Source organism: Streptomyces sp. 17_S59, from assembly GCF_056930295.1.
In genome coordinates, this window is the sequence record NZ_JBXOWD010000001.1 from 3,046,155 (window position 1) to 3,060,322 (window position 14,168).

At 73.9% G+C, this 14,168-nt stretch carries 15 protein-coding genes; 4 read left to right on the plus strand and 11 right to left on the minus strand.

Going from position 1 to position 14,168, the window contains the following annotated elements; translation table 11 throughout:
* Nucleotides 1-149: 149 nt before the first annotated feature.
* From groL to AC1Z4A_RS13445, 4 genes are all read right to left on the minus strand, one after another.
* The gene (groL, locus tag AC1Z4A_RS13430; protein ID WP_483678655.1) at nucleotides 150-1,778 is read right to left on the minus strand and encodes a chaperonin GroEL; all 1,629 of its coding nucleotides are present in this window, start codon (nucleotides 1,776-1,778) and stop codon (nucleotides 150-152) included.
* 132 nt (nucleotides 1,779-1,910) lie between these two features.
* A complete protein-coding gene (gene groES, locus AC1Z4A_RS13435; protein WP_336008224.1) occupies nucleotides 1,911-2,219 on the minus strand; it encodes a co-chaperone GroES in 309 nt (102 codons plus the stop codon).
* A 280-nt stretch (nucleotides 2,220-2,499) separates the two neighbouring features.
* Nucleotides 2,500-3,387: a polysaccharide deacetylase family protein gene (locus AC1Z4A_RS13440; RefSeq protein WP_483678656.1), complete on the minus strand. Its 888-nt coding sequence runs from the start codon at nucleotides 3,385-3,387 to the stop codon at nucleotides 2,500-2,502.
* Between the two features lie 565 nt (nucleotides 3,388-3,952).
* A complete protein-coding gene (locus tag AC1Z4A_RS13445) occupies nucleotides 3,953-4,534 on the minus strand; it encodes a flavoprotein (RefSeq protein ID WP_483678657.1) in 582 nt (193 codons plus the stop codon).
* A 51-nt stretch (nucleotides 4,535-4,585) separates the two neighbouring features.
* Between AC1Z4A_RS13445 and AC1Z4A_RS13450 the strand changes: the two genes are divergently transcribed.
* Nucleotides 4,586-5,794: a THUMP-like domain-containing protein gene (locus AC1Z4A_RS13450; protein ID WP_483678659.1), complete on the plus strand. Its 1,209-nt coding sequence runs from the start codon at nucleotides 4,586-4,588 to the stop codon at nucleotides 5,792-5,794.
* A 12-nt stretch (nucleotides 5,795-5,806) separates the two neighbouring features.
* Here AC1Z4A_RS13450 and tsaD read toward each other — a convergent pair whose 3' ends face one another.
* From tsaD to tsaB, 3 genes are read right to left on the minus strand one after another with little or no spacing between them, the layout of a single operon-like run.
* Nucleotides 5,807-6,949 carry a tRNA (adenosine(37)-N6)-threonylcarbamoyltransferase complex transferase subunit TsaD gene (gene tsaD / locus AC1Z4A_RS13455; protein ID WP_483678661.1) on the minus strand — a complete coding sequence of 381 codons (1,143 nt, stop codon included), beginning with the start codon at nucleotides 6,947-6,949 and terminating at the stop codon, nucleotides 5,807-5,809.
* Nucleotides 6,933-7,439, minus strand: coding sequence for a ribosomal protein S18-alanine N-acetyltransferase (gene rimI, locus AC1Z4A_RS13460; RefSeq protein WP_483683584.1), 507 nt, complete (start codon nucleotides 7,437-7,439; stop codon nucleotides 6,933-6,935). Before rimI ends, tsaD begins: the two co-directional genes overlap by 17 nt.
* A gap of 32 nt (nucleotides 7,440-7,471) precedes the next feature.
* A complete protein-coding gene (tsaB, locus tag AC1Z4A_RS13465; protein ID WP_483678662.1) occupies nucleotides 7,472-8,140 on the minus strand; it encodes a tRNA (adenosine(37)-N6)-threonylcarbamoyltransferase complex dimerization subunit type 1 TsaB in 669 nt (222 codons plus the stop codon).
* A gap of 148 nt (nucleotides 8,141-8,288) precedes the next feature.
* Here tsaB and AC1Z4A_RS13470 point away from each other — a divergent pair, with 148 nt between their 5' ends.
* Complete coding sequence (locus AC1Z4A_RS13470) at nucleotides 8,289-8,873, plus strand: hypothetical protein (protein ID WP_483678663.1); 585 nt, start codon at nucleotides 8,289-8,291, stop codon at nucleotides 8,871-8,873.
* A gap of 41 nt (nucleotides 8,874-8,914) precedes the next feature.
* On the opposite strand, the gene AC1Z4A_RS13475 is transcribed toward AC1Z4A_RS13470, so the two are convergent.
* The 4 genes from AC1Z4A_RS13475 to alr all read right to left on the minus strand — a co-directional run bounded on the left by AC1Z4A_RS13475 (nucleotide 8,915) and on the right by alr (nucleotide 12,399).
* On the minus strand, nucleotides 8,915-9,136 hold the full coding sequence (locus tag AC1Z4A_RS13475; protein ID WP_483678665.1) for a hypothetical protein: 222 nt from the start codon (nucleotides 9,134-9,136) through the stop codon (nucleotides 8,915-8,917).
* 247 nt (nucleotides 9,137-9,383) lie between these two features.
* The gene (gene tsaE / locus AC1Z4A_RS13480; RefSeq protein WP_483678666.1) at nucleotides 9,384-9,908 is read right to left on the minus strand and encodes a tRNA (adenosine(37)-N6)-threonylcarbamoyltransferase complex ATPase subunit type 1 TsaE; all 525 of its coding nucleotides are present in this window, start codon (nucleotides 9,906-9,908) and stop codon (nucleotides 9,384-9,386) included.
* Between the two features lie 20 nt (nucleotides 9,909-9,928).
* Complete coding sequence (locus AC1Z4A_RS13485; RefSeq protein WP_483678667.1) at nucleotides 9,929-11,188, minus strand: alpha/beta fold hydrolase; 1,260 nt, start codon at nucleotides 11,186-11,188, stop codon at nucleotides 9,929-9,931.
* The gene (alr, locus tag AC1Z4A_RS13490; protein ID WP_483678668.1) at nucleotides 11,188-12,399 is read right to left on the minus strand and encodes an alanine racemase; all 1,212 of its coding nucleotides are present in this window, start codon (nucleotides 12,397-12,399) and stop codon (nucleotides 11,188-11,190) included. The genes AC1Z4A_RS13485 and alr overlap by 1 nt, the downstream gene beginning before the upstream one ends.
* An 80-nt stretch (nucleotides 12,400-12,479) precedes the next feature.
* Between alr and AC1Z4A_RS13495 the strand changes: the two genes are divergently transcribed.
* Both AC1Z4A_RS13495 and AC1Z4A_RS13500 read left to right on the plus strand, forming a co-directional pair.
* Nucleotides 12,480-13,925, plus strand: a complete 1,446-nt coding sequence (locus AC1Z4A_RS13495) for an NAD(P)H-hydrate dehydratase (RefSeq protein WP_483678669.1) — start codon at nucleotides 12,480-12,482, stop codon at nucleotides 13,923-13,925.
* Nucleotides 13,926-13,997: 72 nt separating this feature from the next.
* Nucleotides 13,998-14,150: a hypothetical protein gene (locus tag AC1Z4A_RS13500; RefSeq protein ID WP_483678670.1), complete on the plus strand. Its 153-nt coding sequence runs from the start codon at nucleotides 13,998-14,000 to the stop codon at nucleotides 14,148-14,150.
* The last annotated feature ends 18 nt before the right edge of the window (nucleotides 14,151-14,168 follow it).

Below are 14,168 nucleotides of genomic sequence, written 5' to 3' on the forward strand. Positions count from 1 at the left end.
TTGTACTGACTGACGCGTCGTACTGACGATCCGGACTGACGGGCCCTACCGACGGGCCCGACCGACGATCCGGAAACGGCCGGAGCCCGGCGCCTCCCCTGGGGGGAGGGCCGGGCTCCGGGCGCGTCAGGCGTCAGGCGCGTCAGGCGTCAGTGCGCGTGGCCGTGACCGTGGCCGTGACCGGCCTCGGCGGCCTCCTCTTCCTTCTTCTCGACGACCAGGGTCTCGGTCGTGAGCAGCAGGGAGGCGATGGACGCGGCGTTCTCCAGCGCCGAGCGGGTGACCTTGACCGGGTCGATGACGCCGGCCTTCACCAGGTCGCCGTACTCGCCGGTCGCGGCGTTGAAGCCCTGGCCCTTCTCCAGCTCCGCCACCTTGGAGGTGATGACGTAGCCCTCGAGGCCGGCGTTCTCGGCGATCCAGCGCAGCGGCTCGACGACGGCGCGGCGGACGACGGAGACACCGGTGGCCTCGTCACCCTCCTTGTCCAGACCGCCGTCCAGCACCTTGGCGGCGTGGACGAGCGCGGAGCCACCACCGGAGACGATGCCCTCCTCGACCGCGGCGCGGGTCGCGGAGATGGCGTCCTCCAGACGGTGCTTCTTCTCCTTCAGCTCGACCTCGGTGGCCGCACCCACGCGGATCACGCAGACGCCGCCGGCGAGCTTGGCGAGGCGCTCCTGGAGCTTCTCGCGGTCCCAGTCCGAGTCGGTGGTCTCGATCTCGGCCTTGATCTGGGCGACGCGGCCCGCGACGTCCTCGGAGTTGCCGCCGCCGTCGACGATGGTCGTGTCGTCCTTGGTGACGGTCACGCGGCGGGCGGTGCCCAGCACGTCCAGACCGGCCTGCTCGAGCTTGAGGCCGACCTCCTCGGCGATGACGGTGGCACCGGTGAGGGTGGCCATGTCGCCGAGCATCGCCTTGCGGCGGTCACCGAAGCCGGGCGCCTTGACGGCGACGGCGTTGAAGGTGCCGCGGATCTTGTTGACGACCAGGGTCGACAGGGCCTCGCCCTCGACGTCCTCGGCGATGATCAGCAGCGGCTTGGAGCCACCGGCCTGGATGACCTTCTCCAGCAGCGGCAGCAGGTCCTGGATCGAGGAGATCTTGCCCTGGTGGATCAGGATGTAGGGGTCGTCGAGGACGGCCTCCATGCGCTCCTGGTCGGACACCATGTACGGCGAGAGGTAACCCTTGTCGAAGGCCATGCCCTCGGTGAAGTCCAGCTCCAGGCCGAAGGTGTTGGACTCCTCGACGGTGATGACACCGTCCTTGCCGACCTTGTCCATCGCCTCGGCGATCAGCTCGCCGACCTGCTTGTCCTGCGCGGACAGCGCGGCGACGGCGGCGATGTCGGTCTTGGAGTCGATCGGGCGGGCGGTCGCCAGCAGGTCGTCCGAGATCGCCTTGACGGCGGCGTCGATGCCCTTCTTCAGGGCGGCCGGGGAGGCACCGGCGGCGACGTTGCGCAGACCCTCGCGGACCAGCGCCTGGGCCAGCACCGTGGCGGTGGTGGTGCCGTCACCCGCGATGTCGTTGGTCTTGGTCGCCACCTCCTTGACGAGCTGGGCGCCCAGGTTCTCGTACGCATCGTCGAGCTCGATCTCGCGCGCGATGGTGACACCGTCGTTGGTGATGGTCGGGGCACCGAACTTCTTGTCGATGACGACGTTGCGGCCCTTGGGGCCGATGGTGACCTTCACGGTGTCGGCGAGCTTGTTGACGCCGCGCTCGAGCGCGCGCCGGGCGTCCTCGTCGAACTTCAGAGTCTTGGCCATGGGTTACGTATCCTCGCGATCTCTCTCAAACGAACTGCGCCCCGGGCGCCCGGCTGAAGTGGACGCGGGTACCAGGGGCGCAGAACAGAAGCTTCGAAGGCTCGATGCCTTGTGCTCGAAAGCTCGGGTGAATTACTTCTCGATGATCGCGAGGACGTCGCGAGCCGAGAGGACGAGGTACTCCTCGCCGTTGTACTTCACCTCGGTGCCGCCGTACTTGCTGTACAGCACGACGTCGCCGACCTGGACGTCGAGCGGCAGGCGGTTGCCGTCCTCGAAGCGGCCCGGGCCCACGGCCAGGACGACGCCCTCCTGGGGCTTCTCCTTCGCGGTGTCCGGGATGACCAGGCCAGAGGCCGTGGTCTGCTCGGCGTCGAGCGGCTGGACCACAATGCGGTCCTCGAGCGGCTTGATGGCAACCTTGGAGCTGGCGGTCGTCACGATCCGACCTCCCCCTTCGGAGATCTCACGGGGTTAACTGTCTGAGGTGGCGACCTGGTGGATCCGTCGTCGCGGGTGCCGGATCTGCCCGTCGCCGTGTTTGGCACTCACCGGTGGAGAGTGCCAACGAAGCCGAGACTATGACGCGGTTAGCACTCGGTCAAGCGGAGTGCCAATTCAGCGCGCGGCGGAGCGTGCATACCCCGCGGGGCGGGACGTAGTCCTCGGCGCGCTCCCGGATCTTGATCGCAGCACTCGGGCCCGGGCCTCGGCGCCGGTCTCAGACGTAGTCCTCCAGGCGGGCGACGGTGAAGCCCTGGGCCTGGATGCTGCGCAGCATATTGGTGACCATGCGGGTCATCGAGGTGCCCTTCAGCTCCTCCGGACCGCGGAAGTGGGCGAGGATGATGTCGCCGGGGCGCAGCTTCTCGCCCTCCGCGTAACGCATGTCGTTGATCTGCATCGTGGCCTCCCACAACACGACCGCGCGGATCCCGCAGCTGCCGGCCGCCGCCAGGGTCTGGTCGTTGTAGTTGCCGTAGGGCGGCCGGAACAGGGCGGGCTTGCTGCCGAGACGCTTCTCCAGGGCGTCCTGGTCCCCGCATATCTCGTGCCGCTGGGCGTCGGCGGAGAGGGTGCGGAGGTTGGGGTGGGTGAGGGTGTGGTTGTCGATGCCGTTGCCGAGGGCGCGGAGCTGGTCGAAGTAGCCGTAGCCGCGGCCGGCGCGGGCGATGCTGTCGGTGAGGAACATCGTGAACGGCAGCTTGAGGTCCTTCGCCATCTTCACGAACTCCGGGTCCTTCTCGGCCCCGTCGTCGAAGGTCACGAAGACGACCTTGTCCTGGGTGGGTATCCGCCGGACGACCTGCGGGGTACTGCCGCTCGTGAACCCGTCGGTGAGCTTCTTGGCGGGCGGGGGCGGGGGTGCGGCGAGGGGCTTGTCGAGGCCCCAGTGGCGGTACGAGTCGTCGGGCGACGGGGACTGGGACCGGGACTGCGCGGCCCCGGCCGTGGGCGCCGCGGAGGCCGCCTTGTGCGGCTTTTCGGGGCTGCCGCCGGAGGAGCCCGAGCATCCGGTGAGGATGCCGGCCAGGAGGGCGGTGACGGAGGCGAGGGCGGCGGCGGTGACGGTGCGGTGCGCGCGGCGGGCGGGGGCGTTCGGGCTCACATGGACGATTCTTGTCCATGCGTTCGAGACTCGCGCTGGGGGGCGCGAGGGGGCGGTTTCTTTCCCCGATCCCGCCCCTTCCCGAAACTGAGGGCTGCGCCCCCAGGCCCCGGGCCCCTCGCGCTGCGGGGGGGATTTCGGGGGGGGGCGAAACGGGGGCCGTGGCCCCAACCCCTCGCGCTGCGCGCGGGGCAAAACCCGGGGGCTCCGCCCCCGGACCCCCGCTCCTCAAACGCCGGAGGGGCTGAAATTGCCCCCGCACGGTGGCAGGGGGCGTAGCCCCGCTCCCTGCCCCGGGGGCCCGGGACTTGCCCCGTAACGGGAGTCTGCGGGGCGAAGCCCCGACTCCCGCCGCGCGCGAAGCGCGACGGGCCGGGTACCGGGAGGCGCAGCCCCCGAGCCTTGCCCCCCCCCCCGCAGCACGAGGGGGCCTTCGTGGCCCTGCCGGATCCGCGTAGCCGAGCCTTGCCCCCGCGCGCAGCGCGAGGGGCCCGCGGGGGCAGGGAGCGCAGCCCCCGCTCCCTTCCCCCGGAGGGGGGACTTGGGGGCCGGGGCGCAGCCCCGGTTACGGGAAGGGGCGGGGTGGGGGAGAAAACCCCTCGGCACCCCCGGCACCCAGCGCCGCCACCGCCGCCGCCCACGGGTACGTCTCCACCCTGTCGCCCCCTTCCGGGTCGTACGCCCCCTCCCCCTCCCCCAGCAGCACCGTCACGCCCGCCTTCCGCAGGAACGCCACGCTGCCGGCCAGGGCCGGATGGGCGGCCTGGGCTGCGCCCAGGTGGGGTAGGGCGACCATGGGCAGACGCAGGCCGATCGCCTCGGTGATCAGGCCCAGGGCCAGGGTGTCGGAGATGCCCGCGGCCCACTTGTTGAGCGTGTTGAACGTGGCGGGCGCGACCAGGATCGCGTCCGGCGGCGGCAGCACGTCCGGCTGGCCCGGGAGCTTGTACTCGTGCCGCACGGGGTGGCCCGTCAGCTCGCGGAGGGCCGGTACCTCGGCCTCCAGCCAGCGGTGCGCGTAGGGCGTGAGGACCAGGCACACGTCCCAGCCAGCGGCCTGCGCGGCACGGACCCCGGTGCCGACGCGCACGGCCGGTGCGGCGGCGCAGCAGACCAGGTACAGGGTGCGTTTCTCGACCGTCGTCACCAGGGCAGTCCACCGCGTGGGGCGCCGGCCCGCAAGAGAGCGCAGGAGAGAATGGAGCACGTGCCCGAAGAGAACGACGCCACGACCGACGCCGCGACCGACGCCTTCACCGCGCTCCTCACCGACGAGGGCCGCGCCCTCCTCGACGGCCTGCGCGACTACGACCCCTCCCGGGAGCTCGCCACGGCCACCCGGCTGCGCCGCGACCACCCCGCCGAGCTGGTCTCGGCGGCGCTCGGGCAGGCCCGGCTGCGGCAGCGGGCGGTCGCGAAGTTCGGTGCGGAGGACGCGTACCGCATGTTCTTCACCCCGAACGGCGTGGAGCAGGCCACGCGCGCGTCCGTCGCGGCCCACCGCGCGCAGCGGTTCGCCGCGCTCGGGGTGCGCCGCCTGGCCGACCTGTGCTGCGGCAACGGCGGCGACGCGATCGCCCTCGCGCGGGCCGGGATCTCGGTCCTGGCCGTCGACCGTGACCCGCTGACCTGCGAGGTCGCCCGTGCCAACGCCGAGGCCCTGGGCCTGTCCGACCTCATCGAGGTGCGCTGCGCCGATGTGACGGAGGTCGACGCCTCCTCGTACGACGCTGTGTTCGTCGACCCGGCGCGGCGCGGCGGGCGGGGCCGGATCTTCGACCCGGAGGCGTACTCGCCGCCGCTGTCGTGGGCGATCGGGGCGGCACGCACCGCCCCGCGCGCAGCCCTGAAGATCGCCCCGGGGGTGCCCCACGAGGCCGTACCCGACGACGCCGAGGCGGAGTGGATCTCCGACGGGGGCGATGTGAAGGAGGCCGTGCTGTGGTTCGGCACGGAGCCCGGGGCGCGGCGGGCGACGCTGCTGCCCGAGGGCGCCACCCTGACCGGGCAGGGCCTGCCCGACCCGGCCGTACGCCCCGTGGGCCGCTACCTCTACGAGCCCGACGGCGCGGTGATCCGCGCCCACCTGGTGGCCGAGGTCGCGGCGGGGCTCGCCGACGGTGGGCTGATCGACGAGACGATCGCGTACGTGACGAGCGACGAGCTGCGCGAGACGCCCTACGCGTCGGCGTACGAGATCACCGACGTGCTGCCCTTCAATCTGAAGAAGCTGAAGGCGATCGTGCGGGAGCGCGGGATCGGCGTGGCGGTGATCAAGAAGCGGGGGTCGGCGGTCGAGCCCGAGGAGCTGCGCAGGAAGCTCAAGCTCGAGGGGCCGGACTCCTGCGTGATCGTGCTGACGCGCGTCGCGGGCGCCCCGGCGATGCTGCTGGGGCGGCCCGCCTAGCCCGCAGTCTCCTCACTCGTAGAGGTTCTGCTTGCTCATCTCGTGCACGTGGTCGTGATTGTGGCCGTGGCCGTGCCTATCGCCGTGGTCGTGGTCATGGTCGTGGCCCGGCACGTGCGCCTCCGTCACCGGCAGCGAGGAGTCCGCCGACAGGTCCCACGAGGACGCCGCGCGGCCGCGGGCCACCATCTCGGCGCCGAGGGCGGCGACCATCGCGCCGTTGTCCGTGCACAGCTTGGGGCGCGGCACGCGCAGCGTGATGCCCGCGTCCTCGCAGCGGCGCTCGGCCATGGCGCGCAGGCGGGTGTTGGCCGCGACGCCGCCGCCGATCATCAGGTGGTCGACGCCGTGGTCCTTGCAGGCGCGGACGGCCTTGCGGGTCAGGACGTCCACCACCGCCTCCTGGAAGGAGGCCGCGACGTCCGCCACCGGGACGTCCTCGCCCGCGGCGCGCTTGGCCTCGATCCAGCGGGCCACGGCCGTCTTGAGGCCGGAGAAGGAGAAGTCGTATATGGGGTCGCGGGGGCCGGTGAGGCCGCGCGGGAAGCGGATGGCGTCCGGGTCGCCCTCGCGGGCGTAGCGGTCGATGACCGGGCCGCCGGGGAAGCCGAGGTTCAGCACCCGGGCGATCTTGTCGAAGGCCTCGCCCGCCGCGTCGTCGATGGTCGAGCCGAGCGGGCGGACGTCCGCGGTGATGTCCGGGGCCAGCAGCAGGGACGAGTGGCCGCCGCTGACCAGCAGGGCCATCGTCGGCTCGGGCAGCGCGCCGTGCTCGAGCTGGTCCACGCAGATGTGCGAGGCGAGGTGGTTGACGCCGTAGAGGGGCTTGCCCAGCGCGTAGGCGTAGGCCTTGGCCGCCGAGACGCCGACGAGCAGGGCGCCCGCGAGGCCGGGGCCCGCGGTGACCGCGATGCCGTCCAGGTCGTTCGCGCTCACCCCCGCCTCCTTCAGCGCACGCTGGATCGTGGGCACCATGGCCTCCAGGTGCGCCCGGCTGGCGACCTCCGGGACCACCCCGCCGAAGCGGGCGTGCTCGTCGACGCTGGACGCGACCGCGTCGGCGAGCAGCGTGTGGCCGCGGACGATGCCGACGCCGGTCTCGTCGCACGAGGTCTCGATGCCGAGGACGAGGGGTTCGTCAGCCTTGCGAGCCATGGGTGATTCCTTGCACTGCGATGGTGGGGTCGGTGAGGCGCATGACGAGCGCGTCGACGTTGCCGGGCTGGTAGTAGCCGCGGCGCACGCCCACGGGCTCGAAGCCGAAGCGCTCGTAGAGGCGCTGGGCGCGGGTGTTGTCGACGCGCACCTCCAGCAGCACCTCCTGGCACTCGAAGGCGGTGGCGGTCGACAGCAGTTCGGTGAGGAGCCGGGCGCCGAGGCCGGTGCTCCAGTGCTCGCGGTCCACGGCGATGGTCTGGACGTCGCCCGTGCGGTCGATGGCGGCGAGGCCCGCGTAGCCGACGATGCGGCCCGCCCCCTCCTCGCCCTCGTCGCCCGCGGCGGTCTCCGCGACGATGTAGCGGCGGTTGGCCTTCGCACCGCGCGCGTGCGCCAGCTCGGACCAGAAGAGGCCCTTGGACCACGCGTCGTGCGGGAAGAGGGCGCGCTCCAGCTCCAGCACCGGCCCGATGTCCCACCAGCGCATTTCGCGGATCCCCACCGCGGTGGCTGCCCCGGTCACTTGGGTGTGACCACCTTGTAGTTGGCGGGCACCTGGGCGTCCGGGCGGCGCAGGTACAGCGGTTGGTCCGGGAGGAACTCCCCGCCCGTCCGCAGCTTCTCCGCGGCGAGCGCGGCCAGCGCGGCCGCCGACTGGTGCTGCGGGAGGTCGGCCCGTACGTCCGTGAAGGAGCCGGGGTAGAGCACGGCGCCCGCACCGACGGCGGTGAGCCCGGCGACCTGCTCGGCGATCTCCGCCGGGCGGTCCACGGCGGGCTCGGTCAGGCGGGTGCGGGCGTCGGTGTAGCGCGCCCAGTACACCTCCTTGCGGCGGGCGTCCGTCGCAACCACGAACTCGCCCTCCAGCCCGGCCTGCCCGGCCGCGTACGCGATGCCGTCCAGCGTGCACAGGCCGTGGACGGGGACGGAGAGCGCGGCGCCGAAGGTGGCGGCGGTGACGATGCCGACGCGCAGGCCGGTGTACGGGCCCGGGCCGACGCCCACGACGATCCCGGTCACGGCGTCGAGCGTGGTGCCCGCCTCGCCGAGCACCCGGTCCACGGCGGGCAGCAGCAGTTCGCCGTGCCGACGGGCGTCGACCTGGTGGGACTCGGCGACGACGGAGTCGCCGTCGTGGAGGGCGACGGTGACGGCGGGGGTGGCGGTATCCAGAGCGAGCAACAGCACGTGACAAGCCTACGGCGCGCCATGGGGCGTCCGGTGCGCGCACCGGTCACCGCCGGGGGCGCGGCGGGGGCACGCCCGGGTGCTACGGTCAGCCGCAAAGCCGTACGAGCGGGTAGCCGGCAGGACTGAGGACGAAGGGGTGCGCAGCGTGGCACGCAGCAGTTCGGGAGCCATCGTGGCCGCCCTCACCGCGGCGGCGCTGGCGGGGGTCGGTTTCCTGGCCTACCAGGCGGACGCCGCGCCCGACCGCCCTGCCGCGCACGCCTCGCGGGGCAAGGAGCAGGGCAAGGACGCCGGCGGCAAGGGCGCGTCCGGCGACGCGGCGGGCAAGGACCAGGCCAAGAGCCCGGACGCACTGCCGGAGGGCTCCGGCGCGGGCCTGCGGGTCGTCTATGCGCTCGGGCAGAAGCGCGTGTGGCTGGTGGGGGCCGACGGCAAGGCCACCCGGACCTTCGAGGTGGCGCCCAGCACGGTGCCCGCGCCGCCGGGGAACTACACGGTGACCTCGCGCACGGCGACGATCACCGGCTCGGACGGGGTGCCGGTCGAGCACGTGGTGATCTTCCACCGGGACGCGACCGGGATCGTCTTCGGCTTCAGCGCGGCGGTGGACGGCTCCTCGCCGGATCCGGCGTCGGGGAAGAAGACCGGGGCGATCCGGGAGAAGCCGGCGGACGGCCGGGCGATGTGGGAGTTCGCGGTGAACGGCACGAAGATCGTGGTCGTTCCGTAGGACTCACCCGTTCGGGCTAAGCCCGGGCGTCGGGCTCCGGGTCAGGCCGCGTCACGGGCGGCCTGACCGGCCTCCGGGGGCTCGGGCCCGTCGTCCGGCCCCTCCGCCGGTGCGGCGGGCTCCGCGGGCGGGGTGGAGACGGCTTCTGCGGCGGCGCAGGCGGCGAGGAGATCGCGCATGGACAGGGGCGACTGGGGCAGCGACTGCGACTGCTGCTCGGGGCGGCTCACCGGGGTGGCAGGGGGCGGCTCTTGGGGCGACATGAATGCCTCCTGTCAGGTTAGTTAGGCAGACCTAACCGAGTCTCCGCACTCCATGTGACCACGGGGGGTGCCGCGGGCGCAACATCTTGCCGACGGACTGTCGGGACGTGGTTTCTCCCCAGTCCCGCCCCTTCCCGAAACCGGGGGCAGAGCCCCCGGCCCCCCAAGCCCTCGCGCTGTGCGCGAGGCGAGGCTCGGGGGCTCTGCCCCCGGACCCCCGGTCCTCAAACGCCGGACGGGCTGAATTTCAGCCCAGCGCCCCGAAGTCCGTCCCCGCCCAGCGCTCGCCGATGCCCGTCACCGTCACCGTGCGGACGTCGTCCGCCTCGTCGGCCGGTGCGTCCTCCCCCACCGCGCGCTCGATGACGACCCGGAGCCGGTCCTCCGACAGGTCCTCGACCTTGCCGTCGCCCCACTCCACCACGATCACCGACTCCGGCAGCGAGACGTCCAGGTCCAGGTCCTCCATCTCGTCCAGCCCGCCCGAGAGCCGGTAGGCGTCGACGTGGACCAGGGCGGGGCCCCCGCCCAGCGGCGGGTGCACCCGGGCGATGACGAACGTGGGGGAGGTCACGGCGCCGCGCACGCCGAGCCCCTCGCCCAGCCCCCGGGTGAGCGTGGTCTTGCCCGCGCCCAGCTCGCCGGAGAGCAGCACCAGGTCGCCGGGGCGCAGCAGCGCCGCCAGCCTGCGGCCCAACTCCCGCATGTCCTCGGCGGACTTGACGGTGAGCTGTGCGAGCGGGGCGGCGGGGGTGTCGTCCAGGGCGTTCATATCCGCCGATGGTACGGGGCTCAGCTGCCCGGCTGCGCCCCGGCGGCACGGCCCTCGCACCGCCGCAGGACCGCCCCCGCGTCCTCGGCACCGGCCGCCACCAGCAGCTCGGCCAGGTGCGCGTCGACCGTGCCCGGCTGCTCCAGCATCACCATGTGCCCGGTGCCGGGCACGATCACCAGCCCGGCCCCGGGCAGCGCCGCGGCGATGGCCTCGCTGTGCGAGGCCGGGATGACCATGTCCTTCTCGCCCGCGAGGACGAGCACCGGACGGCCCTCGAAGGCGGCCAGCGCCGCCCGCTTGTCGTGCTCGTCGAACACCCGGTAGAACTCGGCGACCACGTCCACCGGCGTCGCCTCGATCAGCCGCTCGGCGAACCGGGCCACCCCCGGGTCCACGTCCTTCGACCCGAACGAGTAGCGCTTGACGATCCCGCCGATGAAGTCGGCGGTCGCCCGGCGGCCCTTCTCCACCAGCTCGGTCTGGGCCGTCATCAGCTTGAACGCGCCCGGGAAGACGGCCCGCCGGATCACGTTCATCCCGGCGGCCGGAAGCCCGTACGTCACCTCGGAGAGCCTGCCCGAGGAGGTGCAGACGAAGGCCGCGCCGACGACGCGCTCGGCGATCAGCTCGGGGAACTGGGCGGCCAGCGCCATGGTCGTCATGCCGCCCATCGAGTGCCCCACCAACACCAGCGGCCCCTCGGGGGCGGCGGCGTCGATGACGGCCTTGAGGTCGCGGCCGAGCATGTCGACGCTGACCGGCGCGCCCTCGTCCCGGTTCCTGCCGCGCCCGGAGCGGCCGTGGCTGCGCTGGTCCCAGAAGACGGTGCGCACGGAGCCGCGCAGGGCGGCGCGCTGGAAGTGCCAGGAGTCCTGGCTGAGGCAGTAGCCGTGGCTGAAAACGACCGTGACGGGCGGCGCGGCCCGGCGCCCGAAGAGCCGGGAGACGCGGCCGCCGGACGCGGCCTCCCCGGCGTCCTGGACCTCGTCCACCTCGTAGTACAGCTCGGTGCCGTCCTCGGCCGTGGCCGTGCCCGGCCTGCCGCGCAGCGTCCCGTACGGGCCGGACGCGTCCAGGGCGAGCCGGGCCTTGCGGCGCATGCCGCGGCCCACGGTGAGCCGCTCGACGGCCACGCCGACCGCGGCTCCGGCGGCGACCACCCCGACCGCGGCTCCGGCGACGCCCGCGCCGCGCCGCCAGGCGGCCGCCCCGATGCGCGTGACTCCCGAGACTCCCGTGACTCCCGTGCCCGTACTGTCGGCGCCGCCCTCGCTCATTACACGTCCCCCGTGTCGTCGCTTCCGGTGCTCTCGGTGTGGCTTTCCCGGTCTTCTCCGGTTACTTCCCCGGTTACCTCTCCGACATAGACGCGTGGCACACGCGCGGAGATGCGCGTCACCACCTCATAGGCGATGGTTCCGGTCGCCCGCGCCCAGTCCTCGGCCGTCGGCTCGCCCCGGTCACCCGGGCCGAACAGCAGTACCTCGTCACCGACCTGCGCGGAGTCGCCGCCCAGATCGACCACAAACTGGTCCATCGCGACCCGCCCCGCCACCGTGTGCCACTTGCCCCCCACCAGCACCGGGCCGGTGCCGGAGGCGGCGCGCGGGATGCCGTCCGCGTAGCCGACGGGCACGAGCGCGAGGGTCGTCTCGCCGGGCGTCGTGTACGTGAGGCCGTACGAGACGCCGTGGCCGCCCGGCACCCGCTTGACCGAGGCCAGGGCCGCGGACAGCGTCATGACCGGCCGGAGCCCCAGCTCCTCCGGGGTGCCCAGCTCGGGGGCCGGGGATATGCCGTAGACCGCCACCCCGGTCCGTACCAGGTCGAAGTGGGTCTCGGGGAGCGTCAGCATGGCCGGGGAGTTGGCGATGTGCCGGACCTCGGGGGTCAGCCCCCGGCTCTCGGCGTGGGCCACGGCCTCCTTGAAGGCGTCCAGCTGGGCCCGGATGGAGGGGTGGCCCGGCTCGTCCGCGCAGGCGAAGTGCGACCACACGCCCGTGACCGTGATCAGCCCGGCGCGCTCCGCCTCGCGGGCGGCGGCGACCAGCTCTTCCCAGTCGCCCGGCTGGCAGCCGTTGCGGCCCAGGCCCGTGTCGATCTTCAGCTGGACGCGGGCGGGCCGACCACAGGCCCGTACGGCCTCGGTGACCTCGTCGATGCCCCACAGCCCGCTCACGGAGACGTCGATGCCGGCCTCCACGGCCTCCCGCCAGGGCCCGCCGGGCGTCCACAGCCAGCACATCAGCCGGCCCGTGTCGCCCGCGGCGCGCAGCGCCAGCGCCTCCTCCGGGGTGGCCGTGCCGATCCACTCCGCCCCGGCCTGCCGGGCCGCCCGGGCGCAGGGCACCGCCCCGTGCCCGTACGCATTGGCCTTCACGACGGCCATCAGCCGAGCCCGGGGGGCGCGAGCCCGCAGAGCACGTACGTTGGCCCGCAGGGCGGCCAGGTCGACCACGGCTCGGGCGCGCATCGGTGTCTCACTCATCCCCGTCAGTGTCTCAGGCCACGGCCCGGGGTGGTGTCCCACGGGTGTCACATCCGGGGCCGGTGGGGAAGGCTGGGCCCATGAGGACTGGCTACAGCGTCGACACGGTACGGGCCGCGGAGCAGGCCCTCATGGCCCGGCTCCCCGAGGGCGCCCTGATGCAGCGCGCCGCCGCCGGGCTGGCCGCCGCCTGCGCCGACCTGCTCGGACGCCGGGTGTACGGGGCCCGGGTGGCGCTCCTGGTGGGCAGCGGGGACAACGGCGGCGACGCCCTGTACGCGGGCGCCCGGCTGGCGCGGCGCGGCACCGGGGTGACGGCGGTGCTCCTGGCGCCGGAGCGGGCGCACGGGGGCGGGCTGCGGGCGCTGCGGGCGGCCGGCGGGCGGGCCGTGGCCGGCCCGGACGGCGAGGCGGCGGTGCGGCGGGCGCACCTGGTGGTCGACGGCATCGTCGGGATCGGCGGCAAGGGCGGCCTGCGGCCCGACGCGGAGGCCCTGGTCCGGGCCGCGGAGGACGCGGGCGCGCCGATCGTGGCCGTCGACCTGCCGAGCGGCGTCGACGCGGACACCGGCGAGGTGCGGGGGGCCGCGGTGCGGGCGGACGCGACGGTGACCTTCGGCACGTACAAGCCGGGCCTCCTCGTCGACCCGGCACGCGAGTACGCGGGGGCGCTGCGCCCGGTGGACATCGGGCTGGGGCCCTGGCTGCCGGACACGCCCGACGTGGAGGCGCTCCAGCACGCGGACGTGGCGGCGCTGCTGCCCCGCCCGGACGCCGAGAGCGACAAGTACCGGCGGGGCGTGGTCGGCGTGGTGGCCGGCTCGGCCCGCTATCCGGGCGCCGCGGTGCTGGCCGTGGCGGGCGCCCTGAGCGGCGGCGCGGGCGCGGTCCGCTACGCGGGCCCGGCGGTGGACGCGGTGATCGCACGCTTCCCGGAGACCCTGGTGACGGCGGGCCCGCCCGCGAAGGCGGGCCGGGTGCAGGCGTGGGTGGTCGGCCCCGGCCTGGGCGACGGCCCGGAGGCCCGCCAGGCGCTGGTGGACGTCCTCACCTCCGACGTCCCGGTCTTGGTGGACGCGGACGGCCTGCGCTTCCTGGACGCCCAGGCCGTACGGGCCCGCCGGGCCCCCACGGTCCTCACCCCGCACGCCGGGGAGGCGGCGGCGCTGCTGGGCCTGACCCGCGAGGAGGTCGAGTCGTCCCGCCTGGCGGCGGCAAGGGAACTGGCGGAGCGCTTCGGCGTGACGGCCCTCCTGAAGGGCTCGACGACCCTGGTAGCCCGGACGGGCCACCCGGTACGGGTGAACCCGACGGGAACCCCGTGGCTGGCGACGGCAGGCAGCGGCGACGTCCTCTCGGGCCTGACGGGCTCGCTGCTGGCAGCGGGCCTGCAGGGCCGGGACGCCGCCTCGGCGGGGGCGTACCTGCACGGCCTGGCGGCCCGGCGGCTGGGCGAGGCGCCGATCACGGCGGTGGGGGTGGCGGAGGAGCTGCGGGGGGTTTGGCTGGATGTGGTGGCGGGGTGACGTCTGTCGGCTTCCGGGGCGGGGAGGGGGCGTGCGCCGGTAGGTTCCGGGCGAGCCGAGGGGAGCGGAACCATGGCTGATGCGGACCTCCCGACCGACCCTGCCGAACGAGACGCACATGTGCGGCGGTTGCTGCGCGAGTGGAACGGCTACGACCCGAGCCCGGAGGAGGAGGCGAGGCTGGACGCGGAGATCGACCGGCGGATCACGGAGGCGTCGCGGTAACGGCCCGAGGTGCACCCA